Origin of the sequence: Cryobacterium algoritolerans, assembly GCF_004402785.1 — a bacterium.
GTDB lineage: Bacteria > Actinomycetota > Actinomycetes > Actinomycetales > Microbacteriaceae > Cryobacterium > Cryobacterium algoritolerans.
Genome location: NZ_SOFP01000017.1, coordinates 1 through 16,101, shown reverse-complemented (window position 1 = coordinate 16,101; position 16,101 = coordinate 1). Strand labels below are relative to the sequence as shown.

Below are 16,101 nucleotides of genomic sequence, written 5' to 3'. Positions count from 1 at the left end.
GCCGCCCCACGGCGGCACGCCGCCGCCCCACGGCGGCACGCCGCCGCCCCCGCCGGCAGCCGGTGCGCCCTATCCGGCTCCCTATCCGAGTGCCCCCGCCGCCAAGCAGCCGATCTTCAGCATCCTGGCGCTCGTCGCCGGGATCATCGGGATCCTCGGCTCACCGGTGGTGTTCATCCCCATCGTCGGCGGCATTTTCGGGCTGTTCATTCCCGCCGGGGCCGTCGTGCTTGGTTTCCTCGGGCGCACCAAGGAATCGCGCGCGAAGGCTTTCTGGCTGACCGGAATCATCACCGGGGCAGTCGGTGTCCTCCTGGCGCTGCTGAGCATCGTTCTCTGGGCCGTCGTCTTCGCGAACATTCCCAGCACCGGATACAGCTACTGAACCGCTCCATGGAGGCCGAACGCCCGGACGGGGACGAACCCGCCCCGCCCGCCGGACGCGGTAATTTCCGGCTGGACCTCACGCGGCCACGAGGTACGGTCGACGGTGAACTGGACTACGAGTCGACGGTCACGGCGCCCACAGAGTGGGTCCCGTACGTCTACACCGACACCGAACTGCAGTCGCGTGAGGGCGGGCGCGGACTGTCGGTCGCGGCGCTCACGTTCGGACTGGCCGGGCTGCTCGTCGCCCTGTTCGGCGTCTGGGGGGCGCCGCTCTCGCTGGCCGCCGTGCTGCTGGCGATCCTGGCGCGCCGGTCCGAACGCCTCGGTGGCGCGCTGTGGGCCTGGGGGCTGGTCTCCGGTTTCGCCGGCCTGGCGATCGTGATCGCCTGGTGCGTGATCATCAGCCAGGCCCTGGCCAGGATCGTGTACTGACTCGGGGGAATCGATCCGCGCCGGCCGGCCGAGTCGCCTCAGGCCAGCGTACGCACACGCTCCACGAGCAGCGCAACCCGCTGGCCCGCGGCCCGCGTGAGTACGAGAGTGCTGGACTCGGGTCCCTTCAAGCGCAGCCGGGTGCGCAGCGTGGCGGGGTCGATGTCCACACCGCGTTTCTTGATCTCCAACGTGCCGATCCGGCGTTCCTGCAGTGCCAGGCGCAGCTTCTTCTCGTCAAAAGGGAGTACCTCCAGCACTCGGAAGGCCGTGGCGAACGGGGTCGGGCGCAGGTCGGCGGAGGTGAGGTAGGCGATTCCCTCGCTCAACATGAGGGCGCTCAGCGAGCGGGCCAGGTCGCCGATCAGGCGGGCGCGGATGACCGCGCCGTCGGGCTCGTAGAGATAGTCGCCGAGCAGCCCCACCTCCACATCCGCGCTGTCGGCGGCCGCGCTCAGCTCGTGGGTCCCGGCCAGGTCCAGGAGCAGGGCCGACCGGCGGATGCCGTCGCGGGCCAGGGCGCCGAACCACAGTCCCATCTCGACGAGTTTTCCGTCGACGGACACCCACTGCGCCTCCGCGCCGACCGGGATGAGGCCGCGGTCGTGCCCCGGGCCGAGCTTGACGCCGATCGGCATCCGCTCGCTCAGGCCGAATACGAAATCGAGGTTGGGGGAATAGTCCCCCGGGCGGGTCAGGCGAGAGGTGTTGTTGTGGCCCGCGGTGCGCCGGGCCGGGTCGAGCCAGGCCGCGTCGAAGCCGGAGAGGTCGAACGTCTCGGCGTCCCCCTGCGCCACCTCCGCATTCCCGAACGGGGCGAGGTTGAAACTGGCGACGGTCGCGGTCACTTCATCGGTGTCCACCGCCGTCACCGCGAGGTCCATCGCCGACATGGCCATGGCGTCGCCGCCGATCCCGCAGCCGAGGTCGACGACCCGGGTGAGTGAGGCGCCGACGAATCGGCCGGCGTGCAGTGCGGCTACGCGCAACCGGGTGGCCTGCTCCAAACCTGCCTCGGTGAAGAGCATCCGCCCGGCGAACTCGCCGAATTTGGGCACGGCCCGTGCCCGTAGCCGGGATTGGTTCAGTACGGCTGTGACCAGCCCGGGGGCGTGGCCGGCCTTGCGCAGGTCGCTCACCATCCGCACGACGTCGGCCGTCGGGTCATAGGGCGGAAGGGAGTCCAGAAGGCGCAAGCCGTCCGGCGATAACAGCTCGACGAGCTCGGAGCGATCCATCCCGCAAACCTACCAACCGTGCGCGCATCTGGCACTCACATTGCGTGAGTGCCAGATGCGCCCTAAACTCGACTTAGCACTCTCGCTGTGAGTCTGCCAACCAAGTCTTAGCTAAGAAAGAGGTCAACCGTGTCGGTCTCCATCAAGCCGCTCGAGGATCGCATCGTCATCAAGCAGGTCGACGCAGAGCAGACCACCGCATCAGGTCTGGTCATTCCTGACACCGCCAAGGAAAAGCCCCAGGAGGGCGAAGTCGTCGCCGTCGGCCCCGGCCGCATCGACGACAACGGCAACCGCATCCCGATCGACGTCGCCGTCGGCGACAAGGTGATCTACTCCAAGTACGGCGGAACCGAGGTCAAGTTCGGTGGCGACGATCTCCTCGTGCTGTCGGCCCGTGACGTGCTCGCGGTCGTCGTCCGCTAGTCAGACGCACCACGCAGCGAATCCCGGATGGCCATGGCCATCCGGGATTTGTCGTTTCCGGGGGCCGTCCCTGAGGATAGGCAGACCATGGTCACCGACATCGAAGCACGCCGCCCGCAGCGGAGCGCGCACAGCACCGGGCTCATCTACGCGGTCCTCGCCTACGGGCTCTGGGGGATGCTGCCGCTCTACTTCCTTCTGCTCAGCCCGACCGGGGCGTTCGAGGTCGTCGCGTGGCGGGTGCTCTTCTCCCTGGTCTTCTGCACGCTGCTGATCACGGTCACGAAGCAGTGGGGTCAGCTCCTCGCGGTGCTTCGCCGCCCGCGGATCGTCTGGACGATGGGCCTGGCCGGCATCCTCATCTTCGTCAACTGGCAGACCTACGTATTCGGCACGCTGTCGGGCCACGTGGTCGAGGCAGCGCTCGGCTACTTCATCAACCCGATCGTGACCGTGTTGCTCGGCGTCCTGGTGCTACACGAACGGCTCCGGGCGCTCCAATGGGTAGCCATGGGCATCAGCCTGGCCGCCGTGGTCGTGCTCACCATCGGCTACGGCTCGCTGCCCTGGATCTCCCTTGTGCTCGCCTTCTCGTTCGGCTTCTACGGGCTGATCAAGAAACGCGTCGGACACAGCGTGGACGCCCTGGCCGGACTCACCCTGGAAACCATCTGGCTCGCCCCGATCGCGATCGTGCAGTTGATCGTCGTCGGAGCCGTCACGGGGCTCACCTTCGGCACCATCTCGCCCTGGCACACGGTCGGTCTCCTGACCACCGGGGTCGTCACGGCCGTGCCGCTGCTCTTCTTCGCCGCCGCGGCCCGGCGTCTCCCGCTCACCTACCTGGGGCTGATTCAGTTCATCGCGCCCATCCTGCAATTCCTGGTCGGCGTGTTCATCCTGCACGAACCGATGCCGCCCGAACGCTGGGTCGGTTTCGGCCTGGTCTGGGTGGCGCTGGTGATCCTGACCACGGACATGGTCGTCAGCGGGCGGGCGCCGCGGCGAGCGTCCCTCGAACCGGCCTGACCCGGGTTACGCTCGGGGCACCGTGAAAGGACTCCGGATGCCCCGACGCACCGCCGCCGCCTCGCTCGCGTTAGCAGGGCTGCTCCTGGTCGGCGTCGCGGGCTGTGCGCCGACCACCGAGGCGGCTCCGGCCAAAGCCGCGCCCAGCGTCGCCCAGCGGGTGGCGGCATCCGGTGACGGCACGCTGCTCTTGGGCTCGCTGTTCCCGATGACGGGGGATGCCTCCGCAGCCGGGGCGGCCCAGGTCGCCGGCTCCGAGCTGGCAGCCAGGGAGCTCTCCGAACAGGGCCTCGTGCTCGGCCACCCGGTCGTCATCGTGCACAGGGACTCAGTCCGTGACGTGACGGCAGCCGTGGCCGATCTTCTGACCCGGGGCGTGGACGCCGTGCTCTGGGATGCGACCAATCCGGTTCCGCCGGAGGTTGCATCCGCTCTGGCCTCGGCTCGGGTCGCGCTGGTCCCGCTCGCCGAATTCGCGAACGGGGGCACCCCGCTCGCTGCCGGGGAGGAGTTCGCGGCACGCCTGCGCACGATGGACCCCGGGATGGCGGGGACTGCCGGCGGCGGCGAGGCCTACGACGGGGTGATTCTTGCTGCGCTGGCCGCGGTGGAAGCCGGCGACGACGGAGGCCGGTCGATCGAGCCGGCCCTCGACCGGGTGAGTTCGGGCCCGATGGTCTGCGGCTCCTGGGGAGAATGTGCGGCTGCGCTGGCCAAGACGCAACAGATCGCCTATGAGGGTGTCACCGGCCGCCGATCGTAACGATTTGGGTCGCGTTACACGGATGTAACCCGGTTGTCTTGTTTCGCGCGATTCCTGTCAATAATGTGACAGAAAGGCGGTCAATCGATCGCTGTAACCTTTCACTTCCTATTCCCAAGGAGCAACATGAGCGTATTCGCGAAGGCCTCGGTCTCCCGCTCAGTCCGGGCAGTCATCACTGGTGTCGCCATGGTCGGCGTCAGCGCACTTCTGCTCACCGGATGCAGCAGCAATTCCGCTGCCCCGACTGCATCGGACAAGCCCGCTGCGAGCGGAGACGCGAAGGCCATCAAGGCCGGCGACCGCAAGCTCACCCTCAAGGTCGGCACGATCCTTCCCCAGAGTGGCGCCCTCGCGTTCCTCGGCCCGCCTGAGGAGGCCGGTGTCGCACTCGCCGTCAAGGACATCAACGACGCGAAGCTCGGGCTCACGATCGAACCCGTCTACCGCGACTCCGGTGACACGACGACGGACACCGCAACCGTCTCCGTGACCGACCTGCTCTCGCAGAAGGTTACGGCAATCATCGGTGCGGCATCCTCCGGGGTCTCCAAGACCGTGATTGACCAGATCACCGGTGCGGGCGTCGTGCAGTTTTCCCCTGCCAACACGTCTGCGGACTTCACGAAGTACCCCGACAAGGGCCTGTACTGGCGCACCGCGCCGTCCGACCTGCTCCAGGGCGAGGTTCTCGGCAACAAGATCGCCGAGGATGGGAACAGCACCCTGGGGCTGATCGTGCTCAACGACTCGTACGGCACCGGCCTGGCCGACTCCACCACGAAGGCGTTCGAAGCCGCCGGTGGCAAGGTCGTCGCCAAGTCCCTGTTCAACGAGGGTGACTCCAACTTCGCCGCTCAGATCGCCGAAGTGACCGCAGCCAAGCCGGACGCGATCGCCCTGATCACCTTTGACCAGGCCAAGGTCATCACGCCCGCGCTCGTCGGCACTGGCTACCCGGGCAAGAAGCTCTACTTCGTTGACGGCAACCTGTCGGACTACAGCAAGGACTTCGCTCCCGGCCTCATCACCGGCGCGAAAGGCACCCTGCCCGGTCTCGACGTGGGAACGCTCGGTGACTTCACGACCCGCCTCAAGTCAATCAACCCGACCCTGACCGACTACAGCTATGCGGCGGAGTCCTACGACGCCGTCGTGCTCATCGCGCTCGCCGCGTACGCAGCCAACGACGTGAAGGGGCAGTCGATCGCCGACTACCTCCGCCAGGTCTCGGGCGGCACCGGCAAGGGCACCAAGGTTAAGGACTTCAAGTCCGGTGCGGCCGGCATCGCCAAGGGCAAGCAGATCGACTATGACGGCTTCTCCGGCCCGGTCACGTTCGATGAGAACGGCGACCCGACTGAGGCGACCATCGGCGTCTACGAGTACAAGGCAGACAACACCTACAAGCGCATCAACTAGTCACCACAACGCACGACAGCGGGGCCCCGACTTCGGTCGGGGCCCCGCTGTCGTTCCCGGACGCTCCGGTCGGGCCCAACCGCCCCTTTCCCGCCCCCTCACCCAACCGCGAAAGTGCAGTTTTTGCCCTTTCCGCAACACCGAAGGGGCGAAAACCGCACTCTCGGGAGGGGGAGGGGGTCGTCGCGGGGCCGGGAGACGAGGGGCACGCGGGCACCGGGCACACACGGAAGCGGCGCCCGAGGATGTCCTCGGGCGCCGCTTCCGTGCCCGGGCGGCCGGGCCGGGGTGTGGCTAGTCGTCCTGGCCGAGGGTGCCCAGGTACAGGCCGATCACCTTGGGGTCGTTCAGCAGCTCACGGCCGGTTCCCGTGTACGCGTCCCTGCCCTGGTCGAGCACATAGCCGCGATCGCAGATCTGCAGGCAGCGGCGCGCATTCTGCTCGACCATGATCGTGGTCACCCCGGCCTTGTTGATCTCCTTGACCCGGAGGAACGCCTCGTCCTGGCGCACGGGGGAGAGCCCGGCGCTCGGCTCGTCGAGCAGCAGCACGTGCGGGCCCATCATCAGCGCCCGGGACATGGCGACCATCTGGCGTTCGCCGCCCGACAACGACCCGGCCCGCTGCTGGAGCCGCTTCCTCAGCTCAGGGAAGATCTCGGTGACGAACTCGAGGCGATCAGCGAGGCCCTTCGGCTTCTGGAACATCCCCATTTCCAGATTTTCCTGGATGGTCAGGGTAGGGAAGACGTTGTTCGTCTGCGGCACGAAACCGACACCCTTCGAGACGAGCTTGTTCGCCTTGAGATTCGTGATGTTCTCGCCGCGCAGCAGGATCTCGCCCTCACGCACCTTGACCTGCCCGAAGATCGACTTGAGAAGCGTCGACTTGCCTGCCCCGTTGGGGCCGATGATCCCGATGAGCTCGCCGTCGTAGGCGGTCAGCGAGCACGCGTTGAGGATGTTCACGCCGGGCAGGTAGCCGGCGGTGACGGTCTTCACCTCGACGACGGCCGGCCGGGTCGTGGTGGCGACGTCATAGGCGGCCGGGCTTGGATTCGTCATTCGAGGAGCTCCTTGATCGCTACGACATTTTCGGCCTCTGCGGTCGGGTCTGCGCCGAGATCCTCATCGTGATGCTGGCCGAGGTAGGCGTCGATCACAGCGGGGTTGCGCATGACCTCGTGCGGGTCCCCCTCCGCCACGATCCGGCCCTCGGCCATGACGATGACCCAGTCGGCGATGTGCCGCACCATGTGCATGTCATGTTCGACGAACAGAACGGTCATCCCCTGGGTCTTGAGGTTGAGGATGTGGTCGAGGAGCGACTGGGTCAGCGCCGGGTTGACGCCGGCCATCGGCTCGTCGAGCATTACGAGGGTCGGTTCGCTCATGAGCGCACGGGCCATCTCAAGCAGCTTGCGTTGGCCGCCGGAGAGGCTAGCCGCATAGTCGTCCTTCTTGGTGTCGAGCTTGAACCTGGTCAGGATGTCGATGGCCCTGGCTTCGTTCGCGGACTCCTCCTTGCGCCAGAGGAACGGCAGGACCGCCCGGAACAGGTTCTCCCCGGTCTGGCCCTTTGCGCCGAGGAGCATGTTGTCCATGACCGTCAGCAGCCCGAGTGCCTTGGTGAGCTGGAACGTGCGCACCTGCCCCATCCTGGCCACCTGGAACGCCGGCATCCCCGACAGGGAACGACCCTCGAAGGTCCACGACCCGGAGTCCGGCTTGTCGAAACCGGTGAGCAGATTGAACAGGGTCGTCTTGCCGGCGCCGTTGGGCCCGATCAGCGCCGTGATAGCGCCGCGGGGGATCTCGACATGCTCAACGTCGACGGCCTTGAGGCCGCCGAAGGTGCGGGTCACCCCGTCGGCGACGAGGATCGGGTCACGTTTCTTGCAGCCGGGTTCCGCGGCGCCGATGTGCAGGTCGGTCGTCTTGACCGGTTTGTTGCTGGGGGCGGTGTCACTTGACAAAGGCCAACTCCTTCTTGTTGCCGAAGATGCCCTGCGGACGGAAGATGACGATCAGCATGATCGCCACCCCGACGAGGATGAAGCGCAGCTGTCCGGCCTGGATGCTGCTCATGAACGGCAGCCATCCCGCCTCGACGGCGCGGGCGATGAAGCCGGAGAAGAACGAGAGCAGCACCCAGAAGATCATCGAGCCGATGACGGGGCCGAGAATGGTCGCCGCGCCACCCAGGAGCAGGATCGCGTAGATGAAGAAGGTGAGCGAGGTCTGGTAGTTCGACGGCACCACGGCCCTCGGGAGCACGAAGATCATGCCGGCGATCGTGCCGTACACGCCGCCGAGGACGAGGGACTGCATCTTGTAGAAGTAAACGTTCTTACCCAGCGCGCGAACGGCATCCTCGTCTTCCCTGATGCCCTTGATTACCCGGCCCCACGGGCTGCGCATGATCTGCCAGGTGAACAGGCAGGCAAGCACGACGATCGTCCAGGCAACGAGGCGCAGCCACCAGTCGTAGGCGTTGTACTGGAACGGCCCGAACCCGTAGCTTCCCTCGGGGATCGGGTTGAGCGCTGCGAACCCTCCCTTGTACCCGCTGAGCCCGTTCGCCGAGCCGGTGAGCGGCTGGAATGTGTTCGTCGTGAACAGCAGGCGCACGATCTCGGCGGCCGCGATCGTGACGATCGCCAGGTAGTCCGCGCGCAGCCGCAGGGTCGGGATTCCGAGGATGAGTGCGAAGATCACGGATGCCGCGATACCGACGACCACGGCCGCCCAGACCGGGAAGCCGAAGCTCAGGATCGAGATCGCGTACCCGTAGGCGCCGAGGGCCATGAAGCCGGCCTGGCCGAAGTTGAGCAGGCCGGTGTAGCCGAAGTGAACCGCAAGCCCGAGAGCCGCGAGGGCATAGGCGGCGGTGGTCGGGCTGATCAGCTCGACGGCTGCGTTGCTAAAGATTGCTCCCCAGTCGATCATCGGATGCCCTTCTAGCCAATTCTTTCTTTGCGACCCAGGATGCCTTGCGGCCGAAGCAGCAGCACCAGGATCAAGACAACAAGTGCACCGACGTATTTCAGGTCGGAGGGAAGCCAGAGCGTCGACAATTCGACGAAGAGGCCGACGATGATCGACCCGAGCAGCGCGCCGAAGGCCGTGCCCAGTCCGCCGAGGGTCGTCGCAGCGAAGACGAGCAGGAGGATCTGGAAGCCCATGTCCCAGCTGACCCCCGGCCGGAAGTACGCCCACAGGATGCCGCTCAGGCCGGCGAGACCGCCACCGACGACCCAGACGATACGAATGACGCCGTCGACGTCGATTCCGCTCGCCGAGGCGAGGCTGGGGTTGTCTGACACTGCGCGCGTCGCCTTGCCGATGCGGGTGCGCAGCAGGAAGTATGACACGGCGAGCAGCACGACGATGCTGATACCCATGCTCGCGAGGTCGATCGGCGAGAGCTGGATGGGACCGAAGTTCAGCTTGGCGAGGCCGGCGCCCGGCAGCTGCTTCGTGTCACCGCCCACGAAGTACTGGAACAGGTAGCGCAGGGCGAGGGAGAGACCGATGCTCACGATCATCAGCGGGATCAAACCGACGCCCTTGCGGCGCAGCGGTTTCCAAATCACGGCGTCGAGGGTCCAGCCGAGGCCGGCGCTCAACACGATCGCGATGATGATCGCGAGCCAGACCGGCAGGCCGAGGTAGACCGAGAAGGCGAGGGTCATCAGGGCGCCGAAGGTGATCATCTCGGCGTGGGCGAAGTTGCTCAGCCCCGTCGTTCCGAAGATGAGGGACAGCCCGATCGCCGCGAGGGCCAGGAGCAGGCCGAAGTTGAGGCCGTTGACGAAACGATTGACGAACTGGTCCAAGAAGCTGACCGTCGTGCGGGTGCCCTCTCCGAGGAAGAAGTTGACCGACTTGACCTTGGTGAGGCCGAACTCGGCCTTGATGACGCTTCCGCCCTTGGCGACGATGACGCCCTTGGGCAGGGTCGTCTCGTCGAGGGTCACGGTGTACGTGGCCTTCTCCGGAACGCCGACCTTCCATTTGCCGTCGACACCGGTCTTGACCTGGGCGTCATAGCCGGAGCCCTTGACCGTGATCAGAACGCCGTCGAGCGGCTTCTGGTTGAACTGGACGTTCCCGGCCAGGACGTAGTCGTACTGGTCGGTGCCGATTTCGTCCGCGTGCGCCGGGCCTGCCGACAGCGTGGAGAACGTGGCTATCGTCAGGGCTGCGAAAAGCAGACCGAGGAAGATCGCCAGCATTCTGGGTGAGTATCTGCGAACAGCTTCAGGGGAATTCACTGCACCTCCATGGCGGCATGCTGGGTCTGTCACCGAGCCTGCCCCGGGTCTCACCTGTCAACATCATTGTCGACAGTACGTGCCGATTATGTCTCATATGTTTCGGCAATGTTCCTCCCGACGACGAATTCGTTCGTCGGGCGGGGCCGGTCGCGCTGTTTAATGCCACCGGAATGCGCGAGAGGCAATCTCGCTTAACATTGAGGAACCGGTCGCATCCTTGGGATTCCCGGACTTCTTCCATTTTTCAGCTCACGCAAAAGGGGTTTCATGGATCAGCCAGATCCGTTCGGTTTCACCGGGCTCACCTACGACGACGTGCTTCTCCTCCCGGGGCACACCGACGTCATTCCCAGTGAAGCCGAGACCATGTCTCGGTTGACGCGCCGGATCAGCGTGGCCACGCCGCTGCTTTCCAGTGCCATGGATACCGTCACCGAGACCCGAATGGCCATCGCGATGGCCCGCGAAGGCGGACTCGGGGTGCTGCACCGCAACCTCTCTATCTCCGACCAGGCGGAGCAGGTCGACCTGGTCAAACGCAGCGAATCCGGCATGATTACCAATCCGGTAACAACTTCGCCCGACGCCACGGTCGCCGAGGTCGACGCGCTCTGCGGCCAGTATCGGATCAGCGGTCTCCCGGTGATCGACTCGGACGGCGTGCTCGTCGGAATCATCACCAACCGCGACATGCGCTTCGTCTCCGGCACCAAGAAGCACACCACTCGCGTGCGCGAGGTCATGACGACCGCCCCGCTGATCACCGGCAAGGTCGGGATGGCCCCGATGGACGCCGTCGCGATCTTCGCCACCCACAAGATCGAGAAACTGCCTCTGGTCGACGACGCGGGCCGCCTCACCGGCCTGATCACCGTCAAGGACTTCGACAAGAGCGAGGAATACCCCTCCGCGACCAAGGACAACGCCGGGCGCCTGCGCGTCGGCGCGGCGATCGGCTTCTTCGGTGACGCCTGGCAGCGCGCCACCGCGCTGCTCGAAGCCGGCGTCGACGTGCTCGTGGTCGACACGGCCAACGGTGACAGCGCCGGGGTGCTGGACATCATCCGTCGTCTGAAGACCGACCCGGCCTTCGCCGGCGTCGACGTCATCGGCGGCAACGTGGCGACCCGTTCCGGCGCCCAGGCCCTGATCGACGCCGGCGCGGACGCGATCAAGGTGGGCGTGGGCCCCGGCTCGATCTGCACCACCCGCATCGTTGCCGGCGTCGGCGTACCGCAGATCACGGCCGTATACCAGGCCTCCCTCGCGGCCAGGGAGGCCGGCATCCCCGTGATCGCCGACGGCGGCTTGCAGTACTCGGGCGACATCGCCAAGGCCCTCGTGGCCGGGGCGGACACCGTCATGCTCGGCTCCTTACTCGCCGGCTGCGATGAAAGCCCCGGAGAGCTTGTCTTCGTCAACGGGAAGCAGTTCAAGACTTACCGCGGCATGGGTTCGCTTGGCGCGCTGCAGAGCCGCGGCACGAAGACGTCGTACTCGAAGGACCGGTACTTCCAGTCTGATGTCCCGTCCGACGACAAGCTCATTCCGGAAGGCATCGAGGGCCAGGTTCCCTATCGCGGACCGGTGTCCGCCGTGGCCTACCAGCTGATCGGTGGGCTGCGCCAGTCGATGTTCTACGTGGGCGCCCGCACGATCGACGAGCTCAAGCAGAAGGGCAAGTTCGTGCGGATCACCGCCGCGGGGCTGAAAGAGTCCCACCCGCACGACGTGCAGATCGTGGTCGAGGCACCCAACTACCGGCGCTGATCGAGCGTGTGCGGTGATCGAGCGTGTCGAGATCCCGGATCACTGACGGGCTCGACCACTGGTGAGTCGAGGTCCGAGGCTCGACGGGCTCGACCCTCGGGGCCGACGGACCTGGGGCCGACCGCCGGCTGACCTCAGACTGCGGCGGCGAGACGAGAGACGGCCTCGGCGAGCACCTCGGGTGAGCAGGCGAAGTTGAGGCGGGCGAAGCCGGCGCCGGGCGCACCGAACATCGGGCCAGGGCTGAGTGCCACCCTCGCACGCTCCAGGGCGGCGACAGACGGGTCGTCCCCCCAGCCGAGGCTGCGCAGGTCGAGCCAGGCGAGGAAGCTCGCCTCGGGCGGGCTGTACCCCACGCCGGGCAGCTGCGCGTCGAGCAGGGCGGCGAGCAGGCGACGGTTGGAGTCCAGCGCGGTGAGCACCCCCTCGAGCCACGGTTGCCCGTGCCGGTAGGCCGCGACCCCGGCGATCAGGCCGAACTGGCCCGTGCGCCACGACACCTCCTGCGGCAGGGCGGTGACAACCCGGCGCATCCGCTCTGACGCGGTGACGATGAGGGCGCACTTGAGCCCGGCGAGGTTCCAGGCCTTGCTCGCGGAGGTGACGCAGACGCCGTGCTCCGCGGCCTCCGGTGAAACGCTCAGGTAGGGCGTGAAGGCGGCTCCGGCTTGGGTGAGCGGCGCGTGCACCTCGTCACTGATCACGGTCACGCCGTGGCGGGCGGCCAGCTCGGCGAGGGCGGTGAGGTCCTCGATGCCGTGCGGATGCCCGATCGGGTTGTGCGGGTTGCAGAGCAGGATGAAGCGGGTCCCGGTGAGAAAGGCCCGCTCGAGTGCCTCGAGGTCGAGCGTCCAACCCGTCTGGCCGTGCAACAACGGCACCGCCTCGACCCGGCCACCGGCCTCGGCGACGAGGTCGAAGAACGGCGGGTAGACCGGGGGAGTGATCACGACCCGGTCGCCAGGGAGGATCAGGCCGCGGAGCGTCTCGACGATGGCGACGCTGACATCCGTGGTGCTGGCCACGTGGTCCGGATCGACCCGCCAGCCCCACCGGGTTCCGGCGAATTCGGCGAACGCCTCGCCGAGGTCGTTGGCCGGGGCGGCGTATCCGGTGTCGTTGCGGCGCACGGCGTCGTGCAGTGCCTCCGCGACCGGCTCGGCCAGCGGGTAGTCCATCTCAGCGATGAACAGCGGGAGGACGTCGCTCGGGTAGCTCCGCCATTTCATGCTCGTGCGTCCGCGCAGCAGGCCCAATGGTTCGGCGGTGACTTCCATCCCCTCAGGATGCACCTTCCGGTCGGCGCCGTCGAGGGTGCCTGCCGCGGAGACCGCCGTCGTTCCCGGTGCCGGGTGGGTGGTGTCGGCGGGCGGCACCTAAACTGGGAGCATGGAAATCGAGATCGGCCGTTCCAAGCGCGCACGCCGCGTGTATGCCTTCGACGACATCGCGATTGTGCCCAGTCGGCGCACTCGCGACCCGGAGGACGTTTCGGTCAACTGGACGATCGACGCCTACCAGTTCTCCATCCCGTTCCTCGCCGCGCCGATGGACTCCGTGGTGTCGCCGACGACGGCCATCATGATGGGCCAGCTCGGCGGGGTCGGCGTGTTGGACCTCGAGGGACTGTGGACCCGTTACGACGACCCTGAACCGCTCCTTGCGGAGATCCGCGAACTGCCCGCCAATCGGGCGACAGCCCGGATGCAGGAGATGTACGCCGAGCCGATCAAGCCGCGCCTGGTCACCGAGCGCCTGGCCCAGATCCGCGCCGCCGGCGTCACGGTGGCCGGCGCACTGTCGCCGCAGCGCACCCAGGAACTGTACGAGACTGTCGTCGCCGCCGGCGTGGACCTGTTCGTCATCCGCGGCACGACGGTGTCCGCCGAGCACGTCTCCCAGAACCAGGAGCCGCTCAATCTCAAGAAGTTCATCTACGAACTCGACGTGCCTGTCATCGTCGGCGGCGCCGCCACGTACACCGCGGCCCTCCACCTCATGCGCACCGGCGCGGCCGGAGTGCTGGTCGGCTTCGGCGGCGGCGCCGCTTCCACGACCAGGGCCTCGCTGGGCATCCACGCTCCCATGGCCACCGCCGTGGCCGACGTCGCTGGCGCACGCCGCGACTACATGGACGAGTCCGGCGGCCGTTACGTGCACGTCATCGCCGACGGCGGCCTGAACACCTCGGGCGACATCGTCAAGGCCATCGCCTGTGGCGCCGACGCCGTCATGCTCGGCACGGCGCTGGCCCGGGCGACGGATGCCCCCGGCGGCGGCTTCCACTGGGGCCCCGAGGTGCACCACTCGAAGCTTCCCCGTGGCAAGCGCGTCGAGGTGGGTGCCCTGGCCCCGCTCGAGACCATCCTGTACGGGCCGACACCGATCGCCGACGGCACCGCCAACCTCGTCGGCGCGCTGCGCCGGTCGATGGCAACCACCGGGTATTCGGATCTCAAGGAATTTCAGCGGGTCGAAGTGGTTGTCGCGCCGTACCGAACGAACTAGCGTCAAGGTAAGTACCACACCATCAGGATGGAGTGAGCACATGGCCACAGGTAAATCGGTGTCACGGTCCACGAAACTGGGTCCTGACGAACGCGCGGCCGCACTCGCGAGGCTGAAGGGCAAGGAGCTCGACATCCTCGTGGTCGGCGGGGGAATCGTCGGGGCGGGCTGCGCCCTGGACGCGGTCACCCGTGGCCTCAGCGTCGGCATCCTCGAGGCGCGGGACTGGGCTTCCGGCACGTCGAGCCGGTCGTCCAAACTGGTGCACGGCGGCATCCGCTACCTGGAACAACTCGACTTCCGGCTGGTGCGCGAGGCACTCACCGAGCGGGGGCTCCTGCTGCAGCGCATCGCGCCGCACCTGGTCAAGCCGGTGCGATTCCTCTATCCGCTCAAGAAGCGCGTCACCGAGCGGTTCTACGTGGGTGCCGGCATGTTGCTCTACGACATCTTCTCCTACACCGGCGGGCGTCCGCCCGGCGTGCCGCACCACCGCCACCTGTCGAAGCGCCAGGTGAAGGGGCTCCTGCCCAGCCTGAACACCGATGCCATTGTCGGCGGCATCACGTACTATGACGCTCAGGTTGACGACGCCCTCTACGTGGCCTCGCTCGTGCGCACGGCTTCTTTCTACGGCGCGCACGCGGCCAGCCGGGTGCGGGTCGAAGGATTCATCAAGGTCGGCGAACGGGTCGTCGGCGTGCACGCCCACGACCTGCAGACCGGTGAGCGCTTTGAGGTGCGCGCCAAGCAGGTCGTCAACGCCACCGGGGTCTGGACCGACGACACCCAGCGCATGGTCGGCGAACGCGGCACGTTCAAGGTGCGCGCGTCGAAGGGGATCCACCTCGTCGTGCCGCGCGACCGGTTCCAGTCGGCGATGGGGCTGCTACTGCGCACTGAGAAGAGCGTGCTCTTCGTGATTCCGTGGGGCCGGCACTGGCTGATCGGCACCACCGACACCGACTGGCACCTGGACAAGGCGCACCCGGCAGCGACCGCCGCCGACATTGACTACCTGCTCGAACACGTCAACGCGGTCGTGCGGGTTCCGCTCACCCGGGAGGACGTCGAGGGCGTCTACGCCGGCCTCCGCCCCCTCCTGGCCGGGGAATCCGAGAGCACGTCGAAGCTCTCCCGGGAGCACCTGGTCGGTCACTCTGTGCCAGGGCTGGTCGTGATAGCCGGCGGCAAGTGGACCACGTACCGCGTCATGGCGAAGGATGCGATCGACGCGGCCGTCGACGCGCTCGACGGGCGGATCCCCGCGTCGACCACCGACGAGATCCCGCTGCTCGGGGCGGAGGGGTACCGCGCCGCGTGGAACAAGCGCGGCCGGATCGCCAAGGCGTTCGGGCTGCACACCGTGCGGATCGAGCACCTGCTCAACCGGTACGGCACCCTGACCGACGAACTCCTCGACCTGATCAGGGAAACGCCGGAGCTCGGTGAGCCGTTGCCCGGCGCCGACGACTACATCAAGGCAGAGGTCGTCTACGCCGCGAGCCACCTGGGTGCCCTGCACCTCGAAGACGTGCTCGCCCGGCGCACCCGGATCTCGATCGAGGCGTGGGACCGTGGCGTGTCCGCTGCGCCGGTCGCCGCGCGGCTGATGGCCGACGTACTGGGCTGGGACACCGACCGGGAAGAGCGCGAGGTCGCCTACTACCTCAAGCGGGTCGCCGCCGAGAGGGCGTCACAGCTGGAGCCCGACGACGAGTCCGCCGACCGCGTGCGGCTCGAGGCGCCCGACATCGTCGCAACGAAGTAGGGGCCGCGTCGTCGGCGGCGGCAGCGTCGGCGCCGGCGGCAGCGTCGGCGCCGGCGGCGAGCGCTGCATCGG

14 protein-coding genes and 1 pseudogene are annotated in these 16,101 nt (G+C 67.3%); 9 read left to right on the top strand and 6 right to left on the bottom strand.

What is annotated here, in order from left to right; translation table 11 throughout:
• Together E3O19_RS17645 and E3O19_RS04245 are read left to right on the top strand one after the other, a co-directional pair.
• Positions 1-385 (top strand): annotated as a pseudogene (locus E3O19_RS17645) (DUF4190 domain-containing protein); the annotation flags it as partial.
• A gap of 8 nt (positions 386-393) precedes the next feature.
• Complete coding sequence (locus E3O19_RS04245) at positions 394-822, top strand: hypothetical protein (RefSeq protein WP_134565540.1); 429 nt, start codon at positions 394-396, stop codon at positions 820-822.
• 38 nt (positions 823-860) lie between these two features.
• Here E3O19_RS04245 and E3O19_RS04240 read toward each other — a convergent pair whose 3' ends face one another.
• Positions 861-2,060 carry a class I SAM-dependent methyltransferase gene (locus E3O19_RS04240; protein WP_134565538.1) on the bottom strand — a complete coding sequence of 400 codons (1,200 nt, stop codon included), beginning with the start codon at positions 2,058-2,060 and terminating at the stop codon, positions 861-863.
• 129 nt (positions 2,061-2,189) lie between these two features.
• Here E3O19_RS04240 and groES point away from each other — a divergent pair, with 129 nt between their 5' ends.
• From groES to E3O19_RS04220, 4 genes are all read left to right on the top strand, one after another.
• Positions 2,190-2,486, top strand: coding sequence for a co-chaperone GroES (groES, locus tag E3O19_RS04235; RefSeq protein ID WP_134565536.1), 297 nt, complete (start codon positions 2,190-2,192; stop codon positions 2,484-2,486).
• Between the two features lie 87 nt (positions 2,487-2,573).
• Entirely contained in the window at positions 2,574-3,515 is a 942-nt protein-coding gene (rarD, locus tag E3O19_RS04230; protein WP_134565534.1) for an EamA family transporter RarD, read from the top strand.
• A 37-nt stretch (positions 3,516-3,552) separates the two neighbouring features.
• Positions 3,553-4,278, top strand: coding sequence for an ABC transporter substrate-binding protein (locus tag E3O19_RS04225; RefSeq protein ID WP_134565532.1), 726 nt, complete (start codon positions 3,553-3,555; stop codon positions 4,276-4,278).
• A 126-nt stretch (positions 4,279-4,404) separates the two neighbouring features.
• Complete coding sequence (locus tag E3O19_RS04220) at positions 4,405-5,700, top strand: ABC transporter substrate-binding protein (protein ID WP_134565530.1); 1,296 nt, start codon at positions 4,405-4,407, stop codon at positions 5,698-5,700.
• 294 nt (positions 5,701-5,994) lie between these two features.
• Here E3O19_RS04220 and E3O19_RS04215 read toward each other — a convergent pair whose 3' ends face one another.
• The 4 genes from E3O19_RS04215 to E3O19_RS04200 are packed head-to-tail and all read right to left on the bottom strand — an operon-like array spanning position 5,995 to position 9,938.
• Positions 5,995-6,765, bottom strand: coding sequence for an ABC transporter ATP-binding protein (locus E3O19_RS04215; RefSeq protein WP_134565528.1), 771 nt, complete (start codon positions 6,763-6,765; stop codon positions 5,995-5,997).
• A complete protein-coding gene (locus E3O19_RS04210) occupies positions 6,762-7,676 on the bottom strand; it encodes an ABC transporter ATP-binding protein (protein ID WP_134565526.1) in 915 nt (304 codons plus the stop codon). Before E3O19_RS04210 ends, E3O19_RS04215 begins: the two co-directional genes overlap by 4 nt.
• Positions 7,666-8,646, bottom strand: coding sequence for a branched-chain amino acid ABC transporter permease (locus E3O19_RS04205; RefSeq protein WP_134565545.1), 981 nt, complete (start codon positions 8,644-8,646; stop codon positions 7,666-7,668). The genes E3O19_RS04210 and E3O19_RS04205 overlap by 11 nt, the downstream gene beginning before the upstream one ends.
• 14 nt (positions 8,647-8,660) lie before the next feature.
• The gene (locus E3O19_RS04200; RefSeq protein WP_134565524.1) at positions 8,661-9,938 is read right to left on the bottom strand and encodes a branched-chain amino acid ABC transporter permease; all 1,278 of its coding nucleotides are present in this window, start codon (positions 9,936-9,938) and stop codon (positions 8,661-8,663) included.
• A gap of 309 nt (positions 9,939-10,247) precedes the next feature.
• On the opposite strand from E3O19_RS04200, the gene guaB reads away from it, so the two are divergent.
• Positions 10,248-11,750, top strand: coding sequence for an IMP dehydrogenase (guaB, locus tag E3O19_RS04195; protein WP_134565522.1), 1,503 nt, complete (start codon positions 10,248-10,250; stop codon positions 11,748-11,750).
• Positions 11,751-11,884: 134 nt separating this feature from the next.
• Here guaB and E3O19_RS04190 read toward each other — a convergent pair whose 3' ends face one another.
• Complete coding sequence (locus E3O19_RS04190; protein ID WP_134565543.1) at positions 11,885-13,027, bottom strand: MalY/PatB family protein; 1,143 nt, start codon at positions 13,025-13,027, stop codon at positions 11,885-11,887.
• A 112-nt stretch (positions 13,028-13,139) separates the two neighbouring features.
• Between E3O19_RS04190 and E3O19_RS04185 the strand changes: the two genes are divergently transcribed.
• Both E3O19_RS04185 and E3O19_RS04180 read left to right on the top strand, forming a co-directional pair.
• A complete protein-coding gene (locus tag E3O19_RS04185; RefSeq protein ID WP_134565520.1) occupies positions 13,140-14,258 on the top strand; it encodes a GuaB3 family IMP dehydrogenase-related protein in 1,119 nt (372 codons plus the stop codon).
• Positions 14,259-14,298: 40 nt separating this feature from the next.
• On the top strand, positions 14,299-16,029 hold the full coding sequence (locus E3O19_RS04180; RefSeq protein ID WP_174776894.1) for a glycerol-3-phosphate dehydrogenase/oxidase: 1,731 nt from the start codon (positions 14,299-14,301) through the stop codon (positions 16,027-16,029).
• Positions 16,030-16,101 lie beyond the last annotated feature (72 nt).

What these genes read in the sequence shown, in the direction of transcription:
- E3O19_RS04245 (WP_134565540.1), top strand. Translation starts at nt 394, where the DNA reads ATGGAGGCCGAACGCCCGGACGGGGACGAACCCGCCCCGCCCGCCGGA.
- E3O19_RS04240 (WP_134565538.1), bottom strand. Translation starts at nt 2,060, where the DNA reads ATGGATCGCTCCGAGCTCGTCGAGCTGTTATCGCCGGACGGCTTGCGC.
- rarD (WP_134565534.1), top strand. Translation starts at nt 2,574, where the DNA reads ATGGTCACCGACATCGAAGCACGCCGCCCGCAGCGGAGCGCGCACAGC.
- E3O19_RS04225 (WP_134565532.1), top strand. Translation starts at nt 3,553, where the DNA reads ATGCCCCGACGCACCGCCGCCGCCTCGCTCGCGTTAGCAGGGCTGCTC.
- E3O19_RS04220 (WP_134565530.1), top strand. Translation starts at nt 4,405, where the DNA reads ATGAGCGTATTCGCGAAGGCCTCGGTCTCCCGCTCAGTCCGGGCAGTC.
- E3O19_RS04215 (WP_134565528.1), bottom strand. Translation starts at nt 6,765, where the DNA reads ATGACGAATCCAAGCCCGGCCGCCTATGACGTCGCCACCACGACCCGG.
- E3O19_RS04200 (WP_134565524.1), bottom strand. Translation starts at nt 9,938, where the DNA reads ATGCTGGCGATCTTCCTCGGTCTGCTTTTCGCAGCCCTGACGATAGCC.
- guaB (WP_134565522.1), top strand. Translation starts at nt 10,248, where the DNA reads ATGGATCAGCCAGATCCGTTCGGTTTCACCGGGCTCACCTACGACGAC.
- E3O19_RS04190 (WP_134565543.1), bottom strand. Translation starts at nt 13,027, where the DNA reads ATGGAAGTCACCGCCGAACCATTGGGCCTGCTGCGCGGACGCACGAGC.
- E3O19_RS04185 (WP_134565520.1), top strand. Translation starts at nt 13,140, where the DNA reads ATGGAAATCGAGATCGGCCGTTCCAAGCGCGCACGCCGCGTGTATGCC.
- E3O19_RS04180 (WP_174776894.1), top strand. Translation starts at nt 14,299, where the DNA reads ATGGCCACAGGTAAATCGGTGTCACGGTCCACGAAACTGGGTCCTGAC.